The organism is Blastococcus saxobsidens (assembly GCF_010682065.1).
Lineage (GTDB): Bacteria > Actinomycetota > Actinomycetes > Mycobacteriales > Geodermatophilaceae > Blastococcus > Blastococcus saxobsidens_B.
Genome location: NZ_JAAGWG010000001.1, coordinates 34,284 through 48,067 on the forward strand (window position 1 = coordinate 34,284; position 13,784 = coordinate 48,067).

General features: G+C 73.4%; 12 protein-coding genes. 3 read left to right on the top strand and 9 right to left on the bottom strand.

Annotated elements, in window-relative coordinates; all coding sequences use genetic code 11:
- Positions 1-3: 3 nt before the first annotated feature.
- From GCU60_RS00165 to folP, 3 genes are all read right to left on the bottom strand, one after another.
- On the bottom strand, positions 4-1,599 hold the full coding sequence (locus GCU60_RS00165) for an AMP-binding protein (protein ID WP_163201627.1): 1,596 nt from the start codon (positions 1,597-1,599) through the stop codon (positions 4-6).
- An 88-nt stretch (positions 1,600-1,687) separates the two neighbouring features.
- On the bottom strand, positions 1,688-2,113 hold the full coding sequence (locus GCU60_RS00170; RefSeq protein ID WP_163201628.1) for a PaaI family thioesterase: 426 nt from the start codon (positions 2,111-2,113) through the stop codon (positions 1,688-1,690).
- Between the two features lie 159 nt (positions 2,114-2,272).
- Complete coding sequence (folP, locus tag GCU60_RS00175; protein WP_163201629.1) at positions 2,273-3,133, bottom strand: dihydropteroate synthase; 861 nt, start codon at positions 3,131-3,133, stop codon at positions 2,273-2,275.
- A 28-nt stretch (positions 3,134-3,161) separates the two neighbouring features.
- Between folP and GCU60_RS00180 the strand changes: the two genes are divergently transcribed.
- Positions 3,162-3,665, top strand: coding sequence for a MaoC family dehydratase (locus GCU60_RS00180; protein WP_430537401.1), 504 nt, complete (start codon positions 3,162-3,164; stop codon positions 3,663-3,665).
- A 46-nt stretch (positions 3,666-3,711) separates the two neighbouring features.
- Here the strand turns inward: GCU60_RS00180 and GCU60_RS00185 are convergent, their stop codons facing one another.
- Together GCU60_RS00185 and GCU60_RS00190 are read right to left on the bottom strand one after the other, a co-directional pair.
- Positions 3,712-4,968, bottom strand: a complete 1,257-nt coding sequence (locus tag GCU60_RS00185) for a serine hydrolase domain-containing protein (protein ID WP_345770294.1) — start codon at positions 4,966-4,968, stop codon at positions 3,712-3,714.
- 130 nt (positions 4,969-5,098) lie between these two features.
- Positions 5,099-5,383 carry an HU family DNA-binding protein gene (locus tag GCU60_RS00190; protein ID WP_091932307.1) on the bottom strand — a complete coding sequence of 95 codons (285 nt, stop codon included), beginning with the start codon at positions 5,381-5,383 and terminating at the stop codon, positions 5,099-5,101.
- Positions 5,384-5,713: 330 nt separating this feature from the next.
- Between GCU60_RS00190 and GCU60_RS00195 the strand changes: the two genes are divergently transcribed.
- Positions 5,714-6,640, top strand: a complete 927-nt coding sequence (locus GCU60_RS00195) for an aldo/keto reductase (protein WP_163201630.1) — start codon at positions 5,714-5,716, stop codon at positions 6,638-6,640.
- Between the two features lie 5 nt (positions 6,641-6,645).
- Here GCU60_RS00195 and GCU60_RS00200 read toward each other — a convergent pair whose 3' ends face one another.
- Entirely contained in the window at positions 6,646-6,819 is a 174-nt protein-coding gene (locus GCU60_RS00200; protein ID WP_163201631.1) for a DUF1059 domain-containing protein, read from the bottom strand.
- Positions 6,820-6,862: 43 nt separating this feature from the next.
- The gene (locus tag GCU60_RS00205; RefSeq protein WP_163201632.1) at positions 6,863-7,960 is read right to left on the bottom strand and encodes an EAL domain-containing protein; all 1,098 of its coding nucleotides are present in this window, start codon (positions 7,958-7,960) and stop codon (positions 6,863-6,865) included.
- Between the two features lie 169 nt (positions 7,961-8,129).
- On the opposite strand from GCU60_RS00205, the gene GCU60_RS00210 reads away from it, so the two are divergent.
- Positions 8,130-10,889 (top strand): SpoIIE family protein phosphatase, encoded by a 2,760-nt coding sequence (locus GCU60_RS00210; protein ID WP_345770295.1) that lies wholly within the window; start codon positions 8,130-8,132, stop codon positions 10,887-10,889.
- 104 nt (positions 10,890-10,993) lie between these two features.
- Here the strand turns inward: GCU60_RS00210 and GCU60_RS00215 are convergent, their stop codons facing one another.
- Positions 10,994-13,048 carry an acyl-CoA dehydrogenase gene (locus GCU60_RS00215; protein WP_163201633.1) on the bottom strand — a complete coding sequence of 685 codons (2,055 nt, stop codon included), beginning with the start codon at positions 13,046-13,048 and terminating at the stop codon, positions 10,994-10,996.
- Complete coding sequence (locus GCU60_RS00220) at positions 13,045-13,782, bottom strand: TetR family transcriptional regulator (RefSeq protein WP_163201634.1); 738 nt, start codon at positions 13,780-13,782, stop codon at positions 13,045-13,047. Before GCU60_RS00220 ends, GCU60_RS00215 begins: the two co-directional genes overlap by 4 nt.
- Positions 13,783-13,784: the final 2 nt, after the last annotated feature.

Below are 13,784 nucleotides of genomic sequence, written 5' to 3' on the forward strand. Positions count from 1 at the left end.
GATTCAGCGGGCCTTGAGGTCCTTGCGCAGGATCTTGCCGGCGGCCGACTTCGGCACCTGCTCGATGAACTCCACGAAGCGGATCTTCTTGTGCGGGGCCACCTTCTCGGCCATGTAGGCCATGACGGCGTCCTCGGTCAGCTCCGAGCCGGGCGCGCGGACGACGAAGGCCTTGGGGAGCTCCTCGCCGCTCTCCTTGTCCGGCACGCCGATGACCGCGGCGTCGGCGATCTCCGGGTGGTTGATCAGCACGGCCTCGAGCTCGGCCGGGGCCACCTGGTAGCCCTTGTACTTGATCAGCTCCTTGACGCGGTCGACGACGGTGTAGCAGCCGTTCTCGTCGACGATCGCGACGTCGCCGGTGTGCAGCCAGCCCTCGGAGTCGAGGGTGGCGCGGGTGGCCTCCTCGTTGTTGAGGTAGCCCTTCATCACCTGCGGACCGCGCACCCACAGCTCACCGCGCTCGCCGGGGGCCGCGTCCTCGCCCGTGGACGGGTCGATCAGCCGGCACTCGGTGTTCGGGATCGCGAAGCCGACCGAGCCCTTGGGGATCTCGATGGAGACGCCCGGGGGCTGGGCGTCCAGGTCGGGGCTGGTGTGGGAGACCGGGGAGAGCTCGGTCATGCCGTAGCCCTGGCCGACGACGACGCCGCTGTCGGCGCCCTTGCGCAGCCGGGACTGGGCCGACAGCGCCAGCTGCTCGTCGAGCGGCGCGGCACCCGACAGGATCGAGGTCAGCGACGAGAGGTCGTAGTTGTCGACGATCGGGTGCTTGGCCAGCGCCAGCAGGATGGGGGGCGCCACGAAGGCCCGGGTGATCTTCTGGTCCTGGATCGTGCGGAGGAAGTCCTCCAGGTCGAAGCGCGGCAGCGTCACGACGGCGCCGCCGAGCGCCAGGCCCTGGTTCATCAGCACGGTCAGGCCGTAGATGTGGAAGAACGGCAGGACGGCGATGATCTTCTCGTCCGCGCCGGTCTTGAGCAGCGGCAGGCACTGGGCCACGTTGGCCACCAGGTTGCGGTGGGTGAGCATGACGCCCTTGGGTAGGCCGGTCGTGCCGCTGGAGTAGGGCAGCGTGACCAGGTCGTTGGCCGGGTCGATGTCGACGGTGACCGACGGCGCGTCGGCGCCGAGCAGGTCGAAGAGGTTGGCGTGCCCCTCGGCGCCGTCGAGCACGATGATCTCGTCGACCGGCGACTTCTCCGCGGCGGCCGTGGCGCGGTCCAGGAAGAGCCCGATAGTGATCAGGATCTTGGCGCCGGAGTCCTTGAGCTGGAAGGCGATCTCGTCGGGCGTGTAGAGCGAGTTGATCGGGCTCATCACGCAGCCGGCGGCGGCGATGCCGTGGAACACCACCGGGAACCAGGGGGTGTTCGGGCAGAAGACGGCGACGACGTCGCCCTTGCGCAGCCCACGGGCGTGCAGGTTGGCGGCGACGCGGTCGACGTAGGCGGCCAGCTGGCCGTGGGTGATCACGTCACCCTTGAGCCCGTCGATCAGGGCCGGCGCGTCGGGCCGCTCCTTGCCGGCCGCCAGGACGAACTCGGGGACGGAGACGTTCGGGATCTCGACGTCGGGATAACGGCTGGCCAGAGCCACGGTGGTTCCTCCTCGCACGGTGTTGTGGCCCCAGTCTCACACCCGGCGTGTCGGGGCTCACAAGGGGGTTACCGGCGGGTTCGCCCGATCAGCGGGGCCAGAGCACCGACTGCGTGCAGCGGAAGAGAGCGATGGTCTTCCCGGAGTCGGCGTTGGTCACCACCGCGTCCCACACCTGCGTGGTCCGCCCGGCGTGCACGTTGGTCGCGGTGCAGGCGATCCGGCCCTCGCGCGCGGTGCCCAGGTGGTTGCTCTTCAGCTCGATGGTGGTGAAGCCGGTCGAGCCCTCGGGCAGGAGGGCCCGGGTGGGCAGGCCGCAGCTGGTGTCGGCCAGGGTGACCACCGTGCCGGCGTGCAGGTAGCCGTTGGGCGCCAGCAGCTCGGGGCGGACGTCGAGGTGGCTGGTCAGGCGCCCGCGCTCGTGCGTGTCGATCACGATGCCCAGCAGCCCCGGGAAGGTGCCCGGGAGCAGGTCGTTGAGCTCGTCGGCGGTCAGGAACCCGGTGTCGGCCATGGGAAGGGAACCTAGCGGCAACGTCGTCGACGGCAGTGCGGAGTGGACCGGTCGCGGGGGCCCGGAGGGTCTCCCGACCGGGACATGGGCAGCGGCTCAACGGCAGTGGGCGACGGCAATTGGCCGCGGTGCGGGCCGGAGGACCGCGATGTCATCGCATCAGGCGAGGCCGCGGACGGTGCGCACGGGCGGGCGGGTGCCCTGGATGGAGGCGACCATGTCCAGCGTCTGCCGGGTCGCGGCGGCGTCGTGCACGCGGAACACCCGGGCGCCCAGCCAGGCGCTCACCGCCGTCGCCGCCAGGGTGCCGGTGAGCCGCTGGTCCAGCGGGACGTCGAGGGTCTCGCCGACGAAGTCCTTGTTCGACAGCGCCATCAGCACCGGCCACCCGGTGTCCACCAGCTCGCCGATCCGCCGGGTGGCCTCCAGCGAGTGCCGGGTGTTCTTGCCGAAGTCGTGCCCCGGGTCGACCAGCACCCGCTCGCGGTCCACACCCGAGGCGACGGCGGCCTCGGCCAGCGCCGTCGTGCGGGTCACGATGTCGGCGACGACGTCGTCGTAGGCGACCCGGTGCGGCCGGGTGCGCGGCGGCAGCCCGCCGGCGTGCGTGCAGACGATGCCGGCGCCGGCCTCGGCGGCGACCTCTGCCAGCCGCGGGTCCACCCCGCCCCACGCGTCGTTGACGACGTCGGCGCCGGCGGCGAGGGCCTCCCGCGCGACCGGCGCCCGCCAGGTGTCGATCGAGATCGGCAGCGCCGGGTGCGCCGCGCGGATGGCGGCGACCAGGTCGACGGTCCGGCGGATCTCCTCGGCGGGGGAGACCTCCTCGCCGGGTGCCGCCTTCACGCCGCCGACGTCGACCATGTCCGCACCCTCGGCGACCACCTGGTCCACCCGCTCGACGGCGGCGGCCAGCTCGTAGGTGGCGCCGCGGTCGTAGAACGAGTCGGGGGTGCGGTTGACGATCGCCATGACCACGAACCGGCCGTCGGGCACGTCGAGGGCCCCCAGTCGCAGCAACCCGCTCCCCGTCCGATCGTGGCGTGTGGTGGAGTCAGCCAACCAGACCGTGTACGAGGAGGCAGAGCTGATGGCGCAGACGACGGCCGAGGGTGTCGAAGGGGTCCAGGGCCTGGTGGGCCAGCACCTGGGCCACAGCGACTGGGTGGAGATCACCCAGGAGCAGGTGAACCAGTTCGCCGAGGCGACCGGTGACCACCAGTGGATCCACGTCGACCCGGAGCGCGCGAAGAAGGAGAGCCCGTTCGGCGGCCCGATCGCCCACGGCTACCTGACGCTGTCGCTGCTGCCCTCGCTGGTGCCGCAGATCGTGGAGATCAGCGGCTTCCGGATGGGCGTCAACTACGGCACGGAGAAGGTGCGCTTCCCCTCGCCGGTGCCCGTGGGCGCGCGGGTGCGGGCGGGGGCGACGATGGAGGCCGCGACCCCGTTCGAGGGCGGCGTCCAGATGAGCCTCACCGTGACCGTGGAGATCGAGGGCGGCACCAAGCCCGCGATGGTCGCCACCGTCGTCTACCGCCGCTACCTGTAGCCACCAGAGGGGCCAAAGTGGCGATTTTGGCCCCTCTGGGGCGGGGTCAGGTGACGATGGACGCGTTGACCAGCTGGCGCAGGTAGTTGCGGATCGGCAGCGTGCTCGAGGGCAGCAGCTGTGTGTAGAAGCTGACGGTGAGGTCCTCGACCGGGTCGACGTAGAACGCCGTGGACGCCGCGCCGCCCCAGCTGTAGTCCCCGGCGCTGGCGACGCCGCCGTAGCGCGCCGGGTCCAGGATCATCGAGAAGCCCAGGCCGAACCCGACCCCGCGCAGCGGCGTCTCGGCGAACAGCGGCCGGCCGAAGGTCTCCAGGTCCTGCCCGCCCGGGATGTGGTTGGTCACCATGTGCGCCAGCGTGCGCGGCCCGAGCAGCCGGCCGCCGTCGAAGGAGCCGCCGCGGCGCAGCATCTCCACGAACCGCAGGTAGTCCCCGGCGGTGGACACCAGCCCGCCGCCGCCGGAGAGGAACGCCGGCTTGGCCAGGGCCGCGGCGCCCATGGCGTCGAGCGGGGCGATGCCGGTCGGCGCGCCGCCGGGCTGCCCCGGCACCGCGGTGTAGAGCCGGGCCAGCGAGTCGGGGTCGTCCTCCGGGCGGAGGCCGAAGGACGTGTCGGTCATGCCGAGGGGGGCGAAGATTCGCTCGGCGAAGAACTCGTCCAGCGGCTGCCCCGAGACGACCTCCACGAGCCGGCCGAGGACGTCGGTGGAGACGCCGTAGTTCCACTCGGTGCCCGGCTGGAAGACCAGCGGCGCCGACGCCCACTGCCGGCAGACCTCGGCGGAGTCCGCACCCGGCGGCGTGCCCCACTCGTGACCCATCGCCCGGTACATGGCGTCGACCGGGTGGGCGTGGTGGAAGCCGTAGGTGAGCCCGGACATGTGGGTCAGCAGGTGCCACACCCGGATCGGCTCGGTCTGCGGCGCGGTCACCGGCTTCATGGCCGATCCGGCGACGTAGACGCGGGTCTCGGCGAACTCCGGCAGCCACCGCGCGATCGGGTCGGTGAGCTGGAAGGCACCTTCCTCGTACAGCATCATCGCCGCGACCGAGGTGACCGGCTTGGTCATCGAGAAGATGCGCCAGCGGGTGCCGGGCTCGACCGGGCGGCCGTTCTCCACGTCCCGGGAGCCGCCGCGGCCCACGTGCACGAGCTTGCCGTGCCGGGCCACGGTGACGAGGAACCCGGGCAGCTGCCCGTCGTCGACGTAACGGGCCATCCGGCGGTCGATGCGGGCCAGCCGGCCGGCGTCCATGCCCACCTCGGCCGGATCGGTGTCCACCTGCAGATCGCCGCTCACGCGCACCTCCGGGTCCCGGACGCCGTCCGCCGCCGGGCGACGCCTCGACCTGCATCCTGGCTCACGCCGTTGTGAGCCCGGACACACGGGGGTCGGGCGCCCGCCCGGCGGCGGACAGTTCCGCTCCGGATCAGACCGGGACGGAGCTCGCAGCCTTCTTCAGGTTCGAGCCGGCGGTCACCTTGACGGTGTTGGCCGCGGGGATGTCGATCGACTCACCGGTCTGCGGGTTGCGGCCGGTGCGCGCGGAGCGCTGCGTGCGCTCGACGGTGATGAGGCCGGAGACGGCGACCTTCTCGCCGCGGGTGATCGCGTCGACGAGCTCGTCCTGCAGCCCGGCGAGGACGGAGTCCACGGTCGAGGCGGGGACATCGGCGCGCTTCGCGATGGCGGAGACCAGTTCGGCCTTGTTCATGTGCTTCCTCTCGTAGGCGGTGGCGGTGCCAAGGGTTCGGCACGCAGCCGGCTCCTCCTCCCGGGCGCCGCACGGCCCCGCGGGAGCCCCCGGTGACCGGCGCGCGCGGCGCGCGGTGCCCGGGGAGCCCGGCCTCGTGAGGAGGTCGGACGGTGGAACGCTGCCATGTCGCCCGGGCATCTGACCAGCGGGGGGTGCCCGGAACCCCGCAGCAGACCCGGAAGTCACAGCAGTTTCAGCACGCGCGGGACGCTCAGGCCCTCCTGCAGGGGCCCGTCGCGAGCGTGCGAGCGGCGGGGGGCAGGAGGGTCCTTTGGCTAGCGTGGGGGCATGCCGCTGATCCCGCACACCGATCTGACCGTCAGCGACCTCTGCCTCGGTGGCAACGTCTTCGGCTGGACGGCGGACGAGGCGACGTCCTACGCCGTCCTGGACCGCTACCTCGACGCCACCCCGAGCACCCTGGCGCCGTTCGTGGACACCGCGGAGATGTACGGGGAGGGCACCTCCGAGCGGATCCTCGGGGCCTGGATGGCCGACCGCGGCGTGCGGGACCGGATCGTGGTGGCCACCAAGGCGTCCCCGGGACAGAAGGACCACCCGCTGTCGGCCGGTGAGATCCGCAGCGCCGCCGAGCGGTCGCTGCGCAACCTGCGGACCGACGTCATCGACCTCTACTACGCGCACTACGACGACGAGACGACGCCGCTGGAGGAGACCCTCACCGCCTTCGACGAGCTGGTTCGGGCCGGCAAGGTCCGGTACGTCGCGGCGTCGAACTACTCCGCCCCCCGGCTCACCGAGGCGCTGGGCACGGCGGAGCGCGCCGGGACCGCGGGGTACGTGGCGCTGCAGACCCACTACAACCTGATGGAGCGGCCGGCGTTCGAGGCCGAGCTGCGCGACGTCGTCACCGCGGCCGGGATGGGCGTGCTGCCCTACTTCGCGCTGGCCAAGGGGTTCCTGACCGGCAAGTACCGGCCCGGCGAGCAGATCGACTCACCGCGGGCGAAGGGCGCCGCGGCCTATGCGGGGCAGCGCGGCGACCGGGTGCTGGCAGCGCTCTCCGAGGTCGCGGGCGAGCACGGGGTGCCGATGGCCGCCGTCGCACTGCGCTGGCTGGCCGACCAGCCCACCGTCGTCGCGCCGATCGCCAGCGGCCGGACGGTGGAGCAGCTGGCCGACCTGCTCCCGATGCAGGACCTGGAGCTCACCGCCGAGCAGCGGCAGCGCCTGAGCGCCGCCTCCGACGGGTAGCGGCCTCAGGCGTGCTGGATCGCGGGGACGACCAGCACGTCGGAGTCCGTGCCCGGCTCGGCCGCGCCGTGCGACTCGACGGCGTGCCGGCGGGTCTGCACGAGGATGCCCTCGTCGTCGGCGGCGGTGAACGTGGCGTCGCAGCCGGGGATGATGTCGCCGCAGGCGAAGCTCTTCACGGGGGTTCTCCTCAGGGTCGGATGTCGGTGTTCGGGGCGTGGGTCAGCGGGCGCGGGCGGCCGAGGCGAGATCCTCGATCCGCAGCAGCCCGAGCACCTGCCCGCTGGGATCGGTGCAGACGACGGGGTCGAAGCGCTGCGCGGGCGGGCGGGTCAGGGCCCGCTGGAGCGCCTCGCCGATGTCGGTCGAGGGGTGCACCCGCAGGGACACCGGGGCGGTGTAGACCTCGAGGGTCCGCGGGTCGGACAGCAGCAGCGACGCCGGCTCCCCGTGCGGTCCCACCAGCACCGCCGGGGGGACGTCGGGGACGTCGTCCTCGCCGAGCACGCACTGGCGCACCGGCCGCATCAGGCTGGCCACGCTGTCGGTGAGGCGGGCGCGGGCGACCTGGGTGCGCACGAGCTGGGCGACGTCGTCGGCCAGCGGCAGGAACTCCGGTGACGGGCGGCCGAGCAGCCAGCCCTGGGCCAGCGGGACGCCGAGCCGGGTGAACGCGGCCAGCTCGGCGGGGGTCTCGATGCCCTCGGCGAGCAGCCAGGCGTCGATCCTGCCCGCGAACTCGCCCATCATCTCGGCCAGCGCCATGCGCACCGGGTCGTCCTCGGCGTCGGCGACGAGCGAGCGGTCGAGCTTCACCAGCTGTGGGCGGACCGCGGCCATCTGCTGCAGGCCCGAGTAGCCGCTGCCGGTGTCGTCCAGGGCGATCAGCGCGCCGCGCTCGCGCAGGGCGTCGGTCTGGCTGCGCAGGCAGGACAGGTCGTCGACCGCGGTGTGCTCGGTCAGCTCGACGACGACGCGGTGCAGATCGGGGCGCACCGCCAGCGCGCGCTGGACGACGTCGGCGCCGAGCAGGTGAGGGCTGACGTTGACGGTCAGGAAGGTGTTGTCCGGCAGCCGGTCCACGGCGTCCAGCGCCTTGTGGATGGCCAGGGCCTCGAGCTCGGCGGCGATCCCGGCCTCCGCCGCGGCGGCGAACCACACGTCGGGTCCGGCCGTCCCGGGGAACCGGGCCAGCGCCTCGTAGCCGACGACGGTGGCCGCGGAGAGGTCGACGATCGGCTGGAACACCAGGGTGAGGTCGTCGGAGTCGGCGAGCAGTGGCCGGCAGTCGGGGAGCCGGTCCGTGCGCGTGCCGATCATGAGCTGTCCATCGGCTCCGCGCCGCCGCTCCTTGACCCGGGCCCCGAACCTCACCCCGGTGGGGGAGACGACCCGCCGTCGAGGCCGTTCCCGCGCCGGGGCGGCCCGCGTGCCAGCATGTGGACTCCAGCGCCCGGCCCGGGCGCCGCAGCCGGTGGGGAGGAGCACGGTGCCCACGCCCCGACCGGCCGTCCCCGGCCGCCCGACCGCGGAACCGGCCGAGGACCCGCTGACCGACCCCCTGCGGGTCGCCGCGGCCCGGCGGCTCCTGCTCGAGGTCACGGGGCCGGCGGCCTTCGACCGGCTCTCCGCGCTGGCCGCGCGGGTGCTCGGTGTCGGGCACGCGAAGGTCACGCTGTTCACCGACCACGACGTCGTCGTCGGCGGGTACGGCCTCCCCGCGGGCGTCGTCGGCGGGCCCGCGCTGCTCACCGGCGAGCTGTCCGCCATCACCGTGCGCACCGGCCGGCCCCTGGTCGTCCCGAACGCGGCGCAGGACGAGCGGGTCGCCTCCCTGCCCGCCGTCACCTCCGGGCAGGTCCTGGCCTACCTGGGCGCCCCGCTGGTGGCCGCCTCCGGGCAGGTCATCGGCGCCCTGGCGGTCTACGACTCCGTCCCCCGCGACTGGTCGGGCGACGCCACCGAGCTGCTCGAGCAGCTCGCCGCCTCGGCCGTGGCGGAGCTGGAGCTCTCCGCGGCGCAGTCGGCGGTCGGCACGTCCCGCGCCTGGCTGGAGGTGGCGCTGGAGGCCAGCTCGATCGGCATCTGGGAGCGCGACCTGCGCACCGGGACGATCCACTGGGACGACCGGTGCGCGGCGCTGTTCGGTCTCGCCTCCGCCGTGGACCTCGACTCGCTGGAGGACGTGCTCGGCTCGCACGTGCACCCCGACGACCACTCCGCGATCGAGGACGCCATGCGGGTCGCGATCGAGGAGGGCGGCGACTACACCGTCGAGTTCCGGGCGCTGCGCGAGGACGGCGCCGTGCGCTGGGCGCTGGCCCGGGGGCGGGTGGTGGCCGACGCGAGCGGGGCCCCGGCCCGGGTGCTGGGCACGATCCTGGACATCACCGAGGCCCGCGGGCAGGCCCAGCAGCGCCTCACCGCCGTGCAGCGGGCGGCCGCCATCGCCGAGGTCGCCGCCGAGCTGGCCAACGCCGCGCGGCTGGAGGAGCTCGCCGACGTGGTGCTGCGCGGCGCGCAGGTCATCGGGGCGCAGTCCAGCGGCCTGGCGATCTTCGACTCCCCGGGCGGGCCGCTGCGGCTGCACCTGACGCGGAACCTGCTGAGCACCGTGCGGGAGGAGAGCCCCGAGGCCGGCGACCTGGACGACGGCGTCGTCCTCCCGATGGACGACGCGCTGCCGGCCCAGTACGTGGCCCGGCACGGCAGCCGGGTGCTGATCAGCGACGTCCAGGAGGCCGCCGCGCGCTTCCCGGGGCTGGCCGCGGTCACCCAGCTGCTCGGGCTGCGGGCGCTGGCCGCCGTCCCGCTGCGCGTCGAGGGCCGGGTGCTGGGCACGTTCCTCGCCGTCTGGACCGTCGACCACGACTTCGCCGGCGACGACGTCGAGGTGCTGGAGGCGCTGGCCGCGCAGATCGCGCTGAGCGTCTCCCGGCTGCAGTCCGACGCCGAGCGCGCCACGGCCGTCGCCGCGATGGCGGAGGCCAACCAGCGGCTGCGCCTGCTGGCCGAGGCCGGCCGGGTGCTGTCGGGCACCCTCGAGATCGACCGGCAGATCGAGCAGCTGGCCTCCCTGGTCGTGCCCGACCTCGGGGACTGGTGCTGGATCGTGGTCACCGACGAGCAGGGCCGGCTGCACGACGTCGCCAGCGGGCACCGGGACCCCGCCCGGCGCGCGGAGGTCGAGGACTACGTGCGCGCCATGGTCGCGGGGATGACCGAGCAGGCCGCGGCCCGCACGGTCACCGCCACCGGACGCCCGGCGGTGATGCCCCGGATCGACTGGGACCACGTGGGGCGGGCGCTGCCCGATGCCGCCGTCCGCGAGCGGTTCGCCCGGCTGGGCGCCGGGTCCGGTGTGGTGGTCCCGCTGATGGCCCGCGGGCAGGCGCTCGGCGCGATGGGCCTGTTCACGACCGAGGAGCGGGGATCGCTCACCGAGGCGCAGGTCGACACCGCCGTCGAGATCGGCCGCCGGGCCGGGCTGGCCCTGTACCAGGCGCGCCTCTACGGCCAGCAGCGCGACCTCGCCGATGCGCTGCAGCGCAGCATGCTCACCGAGCCGCCGCAGCCGGAGCACAGCGAGATCGTCGTGCGGTACGTCCCCGCCGCCGAGGGCGCCGAGATCGGTGGCGACTGGTACGACGCCTTCCAGCAGCGCGGCGGGGCCACGGTGCTGGCGATCGGCGACGTCGTCGGCCACGACACGCGGGCCGCGGCGGCCATGGGCCAGGTGCGGGGCCTGCTGCGCGGCATCAGCTACTCCAGCGGCGGCTCGCCGGCCGAGGTGCTCAGCGAGCTGGACCGGGCCGTCCAGGGGCTGGCCCTGAACACGATGGCCACCGCGCTGGTGGCCCACCTCGAGCCGGAGCCGGACGAGGAGACCGGCCGGGTGCGGCTGCGCTGGGCCAACGCCGGCCACCCACCGCCGGTGCTGCTCGCCTCCGACGGCAGCGTGGTGCTGCTCGACGGCAAGCAGGCCGACCTGCTGCTGGGCGTGGCCCCGGACTCGGCCCGCGAGGACCACGTGGCCGTACTGGCCCCCGGCTCCACCGTGCTGCTCTACACCGACGGGCTGGTGGAGCGGCGCGACCGGGACATCGATGCCGGCACCGACGAGCTGCTCCAGGTGCTGGGGGAGTGCGCCGGCCTGCCGCTGGACGAGCTGTGCGACCGCGTGCTGGACCAGATGTTCCTGCCCGGCGCCGAGGACGACGTCGCGATCCTCGCCGTCCGCCTGCGCTGACCCGCGCCGAGCCTGCGAGGCGCGGGTCAGCGTGACGCCCTGGAACGGCCCATCTCGCAGGGGCCCGCGCGAGCTCGCGAGCGGCGGGGGGCGAGGGGGTCCTCTTACTGGCCGGGCGGGACGTCCAGGTCGGTCGCGGTCCCCTCCGGGGTGTCCTCGCCGTTCCGCGCGCGCAGCTCGGCGTCGCGGGCGGCCATGGCCGCCTGCCGGTCGGGCTCCTCCTCGAGGATCGCCGCGGCCTTCCAGTGCGCCGGGATGGCGAACGCGTCGACCAGGGTGATCATGTGCGGCCGCAGCTCGCGGATCAGCTGGTTCACCGTCGCCGTCAGCGTCTTGGCGCGGGCCGGGGTGAGCTGCCCGTGCTCCAGGAACCAGGCCTTGTCCGCCTCGATGGTCGACAGCGCGTACAGGTCGCACTGCGAGTCCAGCAGCTGCCGGACCGCCGGGTCGTCGGTCCGGTCGACGCCGGCGACGAACGCCTCCAGGACGACCCGGTCGATGTGCGTCTGCGCCGTCTTGAGCACGTGGTCCTGGACGGAGTTGAACATGTCGAACGGCGCCATGCCCTCGGTCGTGGAGTTCTTGCGCAGCCGGCGGATCGCGCCCTCGAGCGAGTGCTTCTCGCGGAACTCCAGCATCTTGAGCTGCCAGCCGCGCTCCAGCATCGGCACGTCGTCCACGCCCGGGACGGCGTCGACGAGCCGGGCGATGAGCGCGCGGGCCGCCGTCCGCTCCAGCACGGTCTCGCGCACCATGTCGGCGACGAACCCGACCCGGCCCCAGCCGTCGAGGGAACCGAAGTTGTCCCGGTAGCCGGTGAGCAGACCCTTCGCCACGAGCTGCAGCAGGACGGTGTTGTCGCCCTCGAAGGTGGTGAAGACGTCGGTGTCGGCCTTGAGGTGGGGCAGCCGGTTCTCCTGCAGGTAGCCCGCACCACCGCAGGCCTCGCGGCACATCTGGATGGTGGCGGTGGCGTGGGCCGTCTGGGCCACCTTGAGGCCGGCGGCCCGCGACTCCAGCTCGCGCTGGGCCTGCTCGTCGATCTCCTGGCCGTGCACGTGCACCGCCGTCTGCACGTCGTGCATGGTCTCGACCAGCTCGCCCTGCGCGAAGTGCAGCGCGTAGGTCTTGGCCAGCGCCGGCAGCAGCTTGCGCTGGTGCACCAGGTAGTCGTTGATGACGATCTCGCGGTCCTCGCCGGGGGCGGCGAACTGGCGGCGCACGTCGCCGTAGCGGACGGCGATGTCCAGGGCCAGCTTGGTCGCCGAGCCGGCCGAGCCGCCGACGCTCACCCGCCCGCGCACCAGCGTGCCGAGCATGGTGAAGAAGCGCCGGGTCTCGTTCTCGATCGAGGACGTGTAGGTGCCGTCCTCCGCGACCTGGCCGTACCGGTCGAGCAGCATGTCGCGGGGCACGCTGACGTGGTCGAAGCTCAGCCGGCCGTTGTCGACGCCGGGCAGGCCCGCCTTGGGGCCGTCGTCGCCGATGGTGACGCCCGGCATCGGCTGTCCGTCGGCGTCGCGGATCGGCACCAGCCACGCGTGCACCCCGTGGTTCGTGCCCTGGCTGATCAGCTGGGCGAAGACCACGGCCATCCGGCCGTCCTTGGCCGCGTTGCCGATGTAGTCCTTGCGGGCGGCCTGGTGCGGGGTGTGCAGGTCGAAGGTCTGCGTCTGCGCGTCGTAGGTGCAGGTGGTGCGCAGCTGCTGGACGTCGGAGCCGTGGCCGGTCTCGGTCATGGCGAAGCAGCCGGGCAGGTCGAAGCTCATGACGTCGCGCAGGTACTCGTCGTGCTGCCGCTTGCTGCCCAGCAGCTGCAAGGCGCCACCGAACAGGCCCCACTGGACGCCGGTCTTGACCATGATGGAGAGGTCGTTGAACGCGACCATCTCGATGGAGGTCACCGAGCCGCCGGAGTCGTCCTGGCCGCCGTACTCCTTGGGGAAGCCGAGGACGACGCGGCCGGAGTCGGCCAGCTTCTTGGACATGCGGGTGACGCGCTCGCGGGCCTCCTGCATGGTCTCCCCGTACACCGGCAGCATCTCGGGGTCGTCGAGGTTCTCGCGTGCGTCGCGCCGGACGTGTGCCCAGCGGCCGTCCAGGACCTCCTGCAGGACCTTCGGGTCGACCGACGAATTCACGGGGGTGCTGGTGGTCACTGTGCCTCCTCGATGCGGGGGGTCTGGGATTCCTCGGTCACGACGCCGGACAGGCCGGCCCACGCGAGATCGGTCAGGTGTGCGGCGAGTTCGGAGCGGAGCATGGGCTGCCGGGCGCGAAGCCACCAGTCGGCGGCCGAGCGCACCAGCCCGACGACGCCGTGGCCCCAGGCCCCGGCGGCCGCCGGATCGCGGCCGGCACGCTCCAGCGCGACGGCCATGATCGTCGCCGCCTGGTCGCCGACGAGGTCGGCGAGCGTGGCGACGGGGTCGACCGGGTCGTTGCCCGGCACCGGGGTGACGACGAAGCGGTAGACCTCGGGATCGGCCTCCAGGAAGGCCAGGTAGGTGTCGATCGACGCGGCGGTCATCTGCCGCGGGTGGTCGCTGCTCTCCAGCGCCTCCCGGAGCCGGGGGAGCAGCTGCTGGGCGACCCGGTTGCACACCGCGACGTGCAGGTCCGACCGGTCGGCGAAGTGCCGGTAGACGACGGTCTTGCTGGTGCCGGCCGCGGCGGCGATCTCCTCCATGCCCACGCCGGAGCCGTGCCGGCTCACCGCGGCGAGCGCGGCGTCCACGAGCTGCTCGCGGCGGGCGCGGCGGTGCTCGTCCCAGCGTGAGTTCCGCCGATCGCGGGTAACGACGGCGTTCGACTCGCGCGGGGCGCCGTCCTGCGCGATCTTGTCCTCCGTCGCGCGCAGCTGCGACGAGCGTCTCACCGCCTCGGCTTTCATGT

What these genes read in the sequence shown, in the direction of transcription:
- GCU60_RS00170 (WP_163201628.1), bottom strand. Translation starts at nt 2,113, where the DNA reads ATGGCCGACACCGGGTTCCTGACCGCCGACGAGCTCAACGACCTGCTC.
- GCU60_RS00190 (WP_091932307.1), bottom strand. Translation starts at nt 5,383, where the DNA reads ATGAACAAGGCCGAACTGGTCTCCGCCATCGCGAAGCGCGCCGATGTC.
- GCU60_RS00195 (WP_163201630.1), top strand. Translation starts at nt 5,714, where the DNA reads ATGCCGCTGATCCCGCACACCGATCTGACCGTCAGCGACCTCTGCCTC.
- GCU60_RS00205 (WP_163201632.1), bottom strand. Translation starts at nt 7,960, where the DNA reads ATGATCGGCACGCGCACGGACCGGCTCCCCGACTGCCGGCCACTGCTC.
- GCU60_RS00220 (WP_163201634.1), bottom strand. Translation starts at nt 13,782, where the DNA reads ATGAAAGCCGAGGCGGTGAGACGCTCGTCGCAGCTGCGCGCGACGGAG.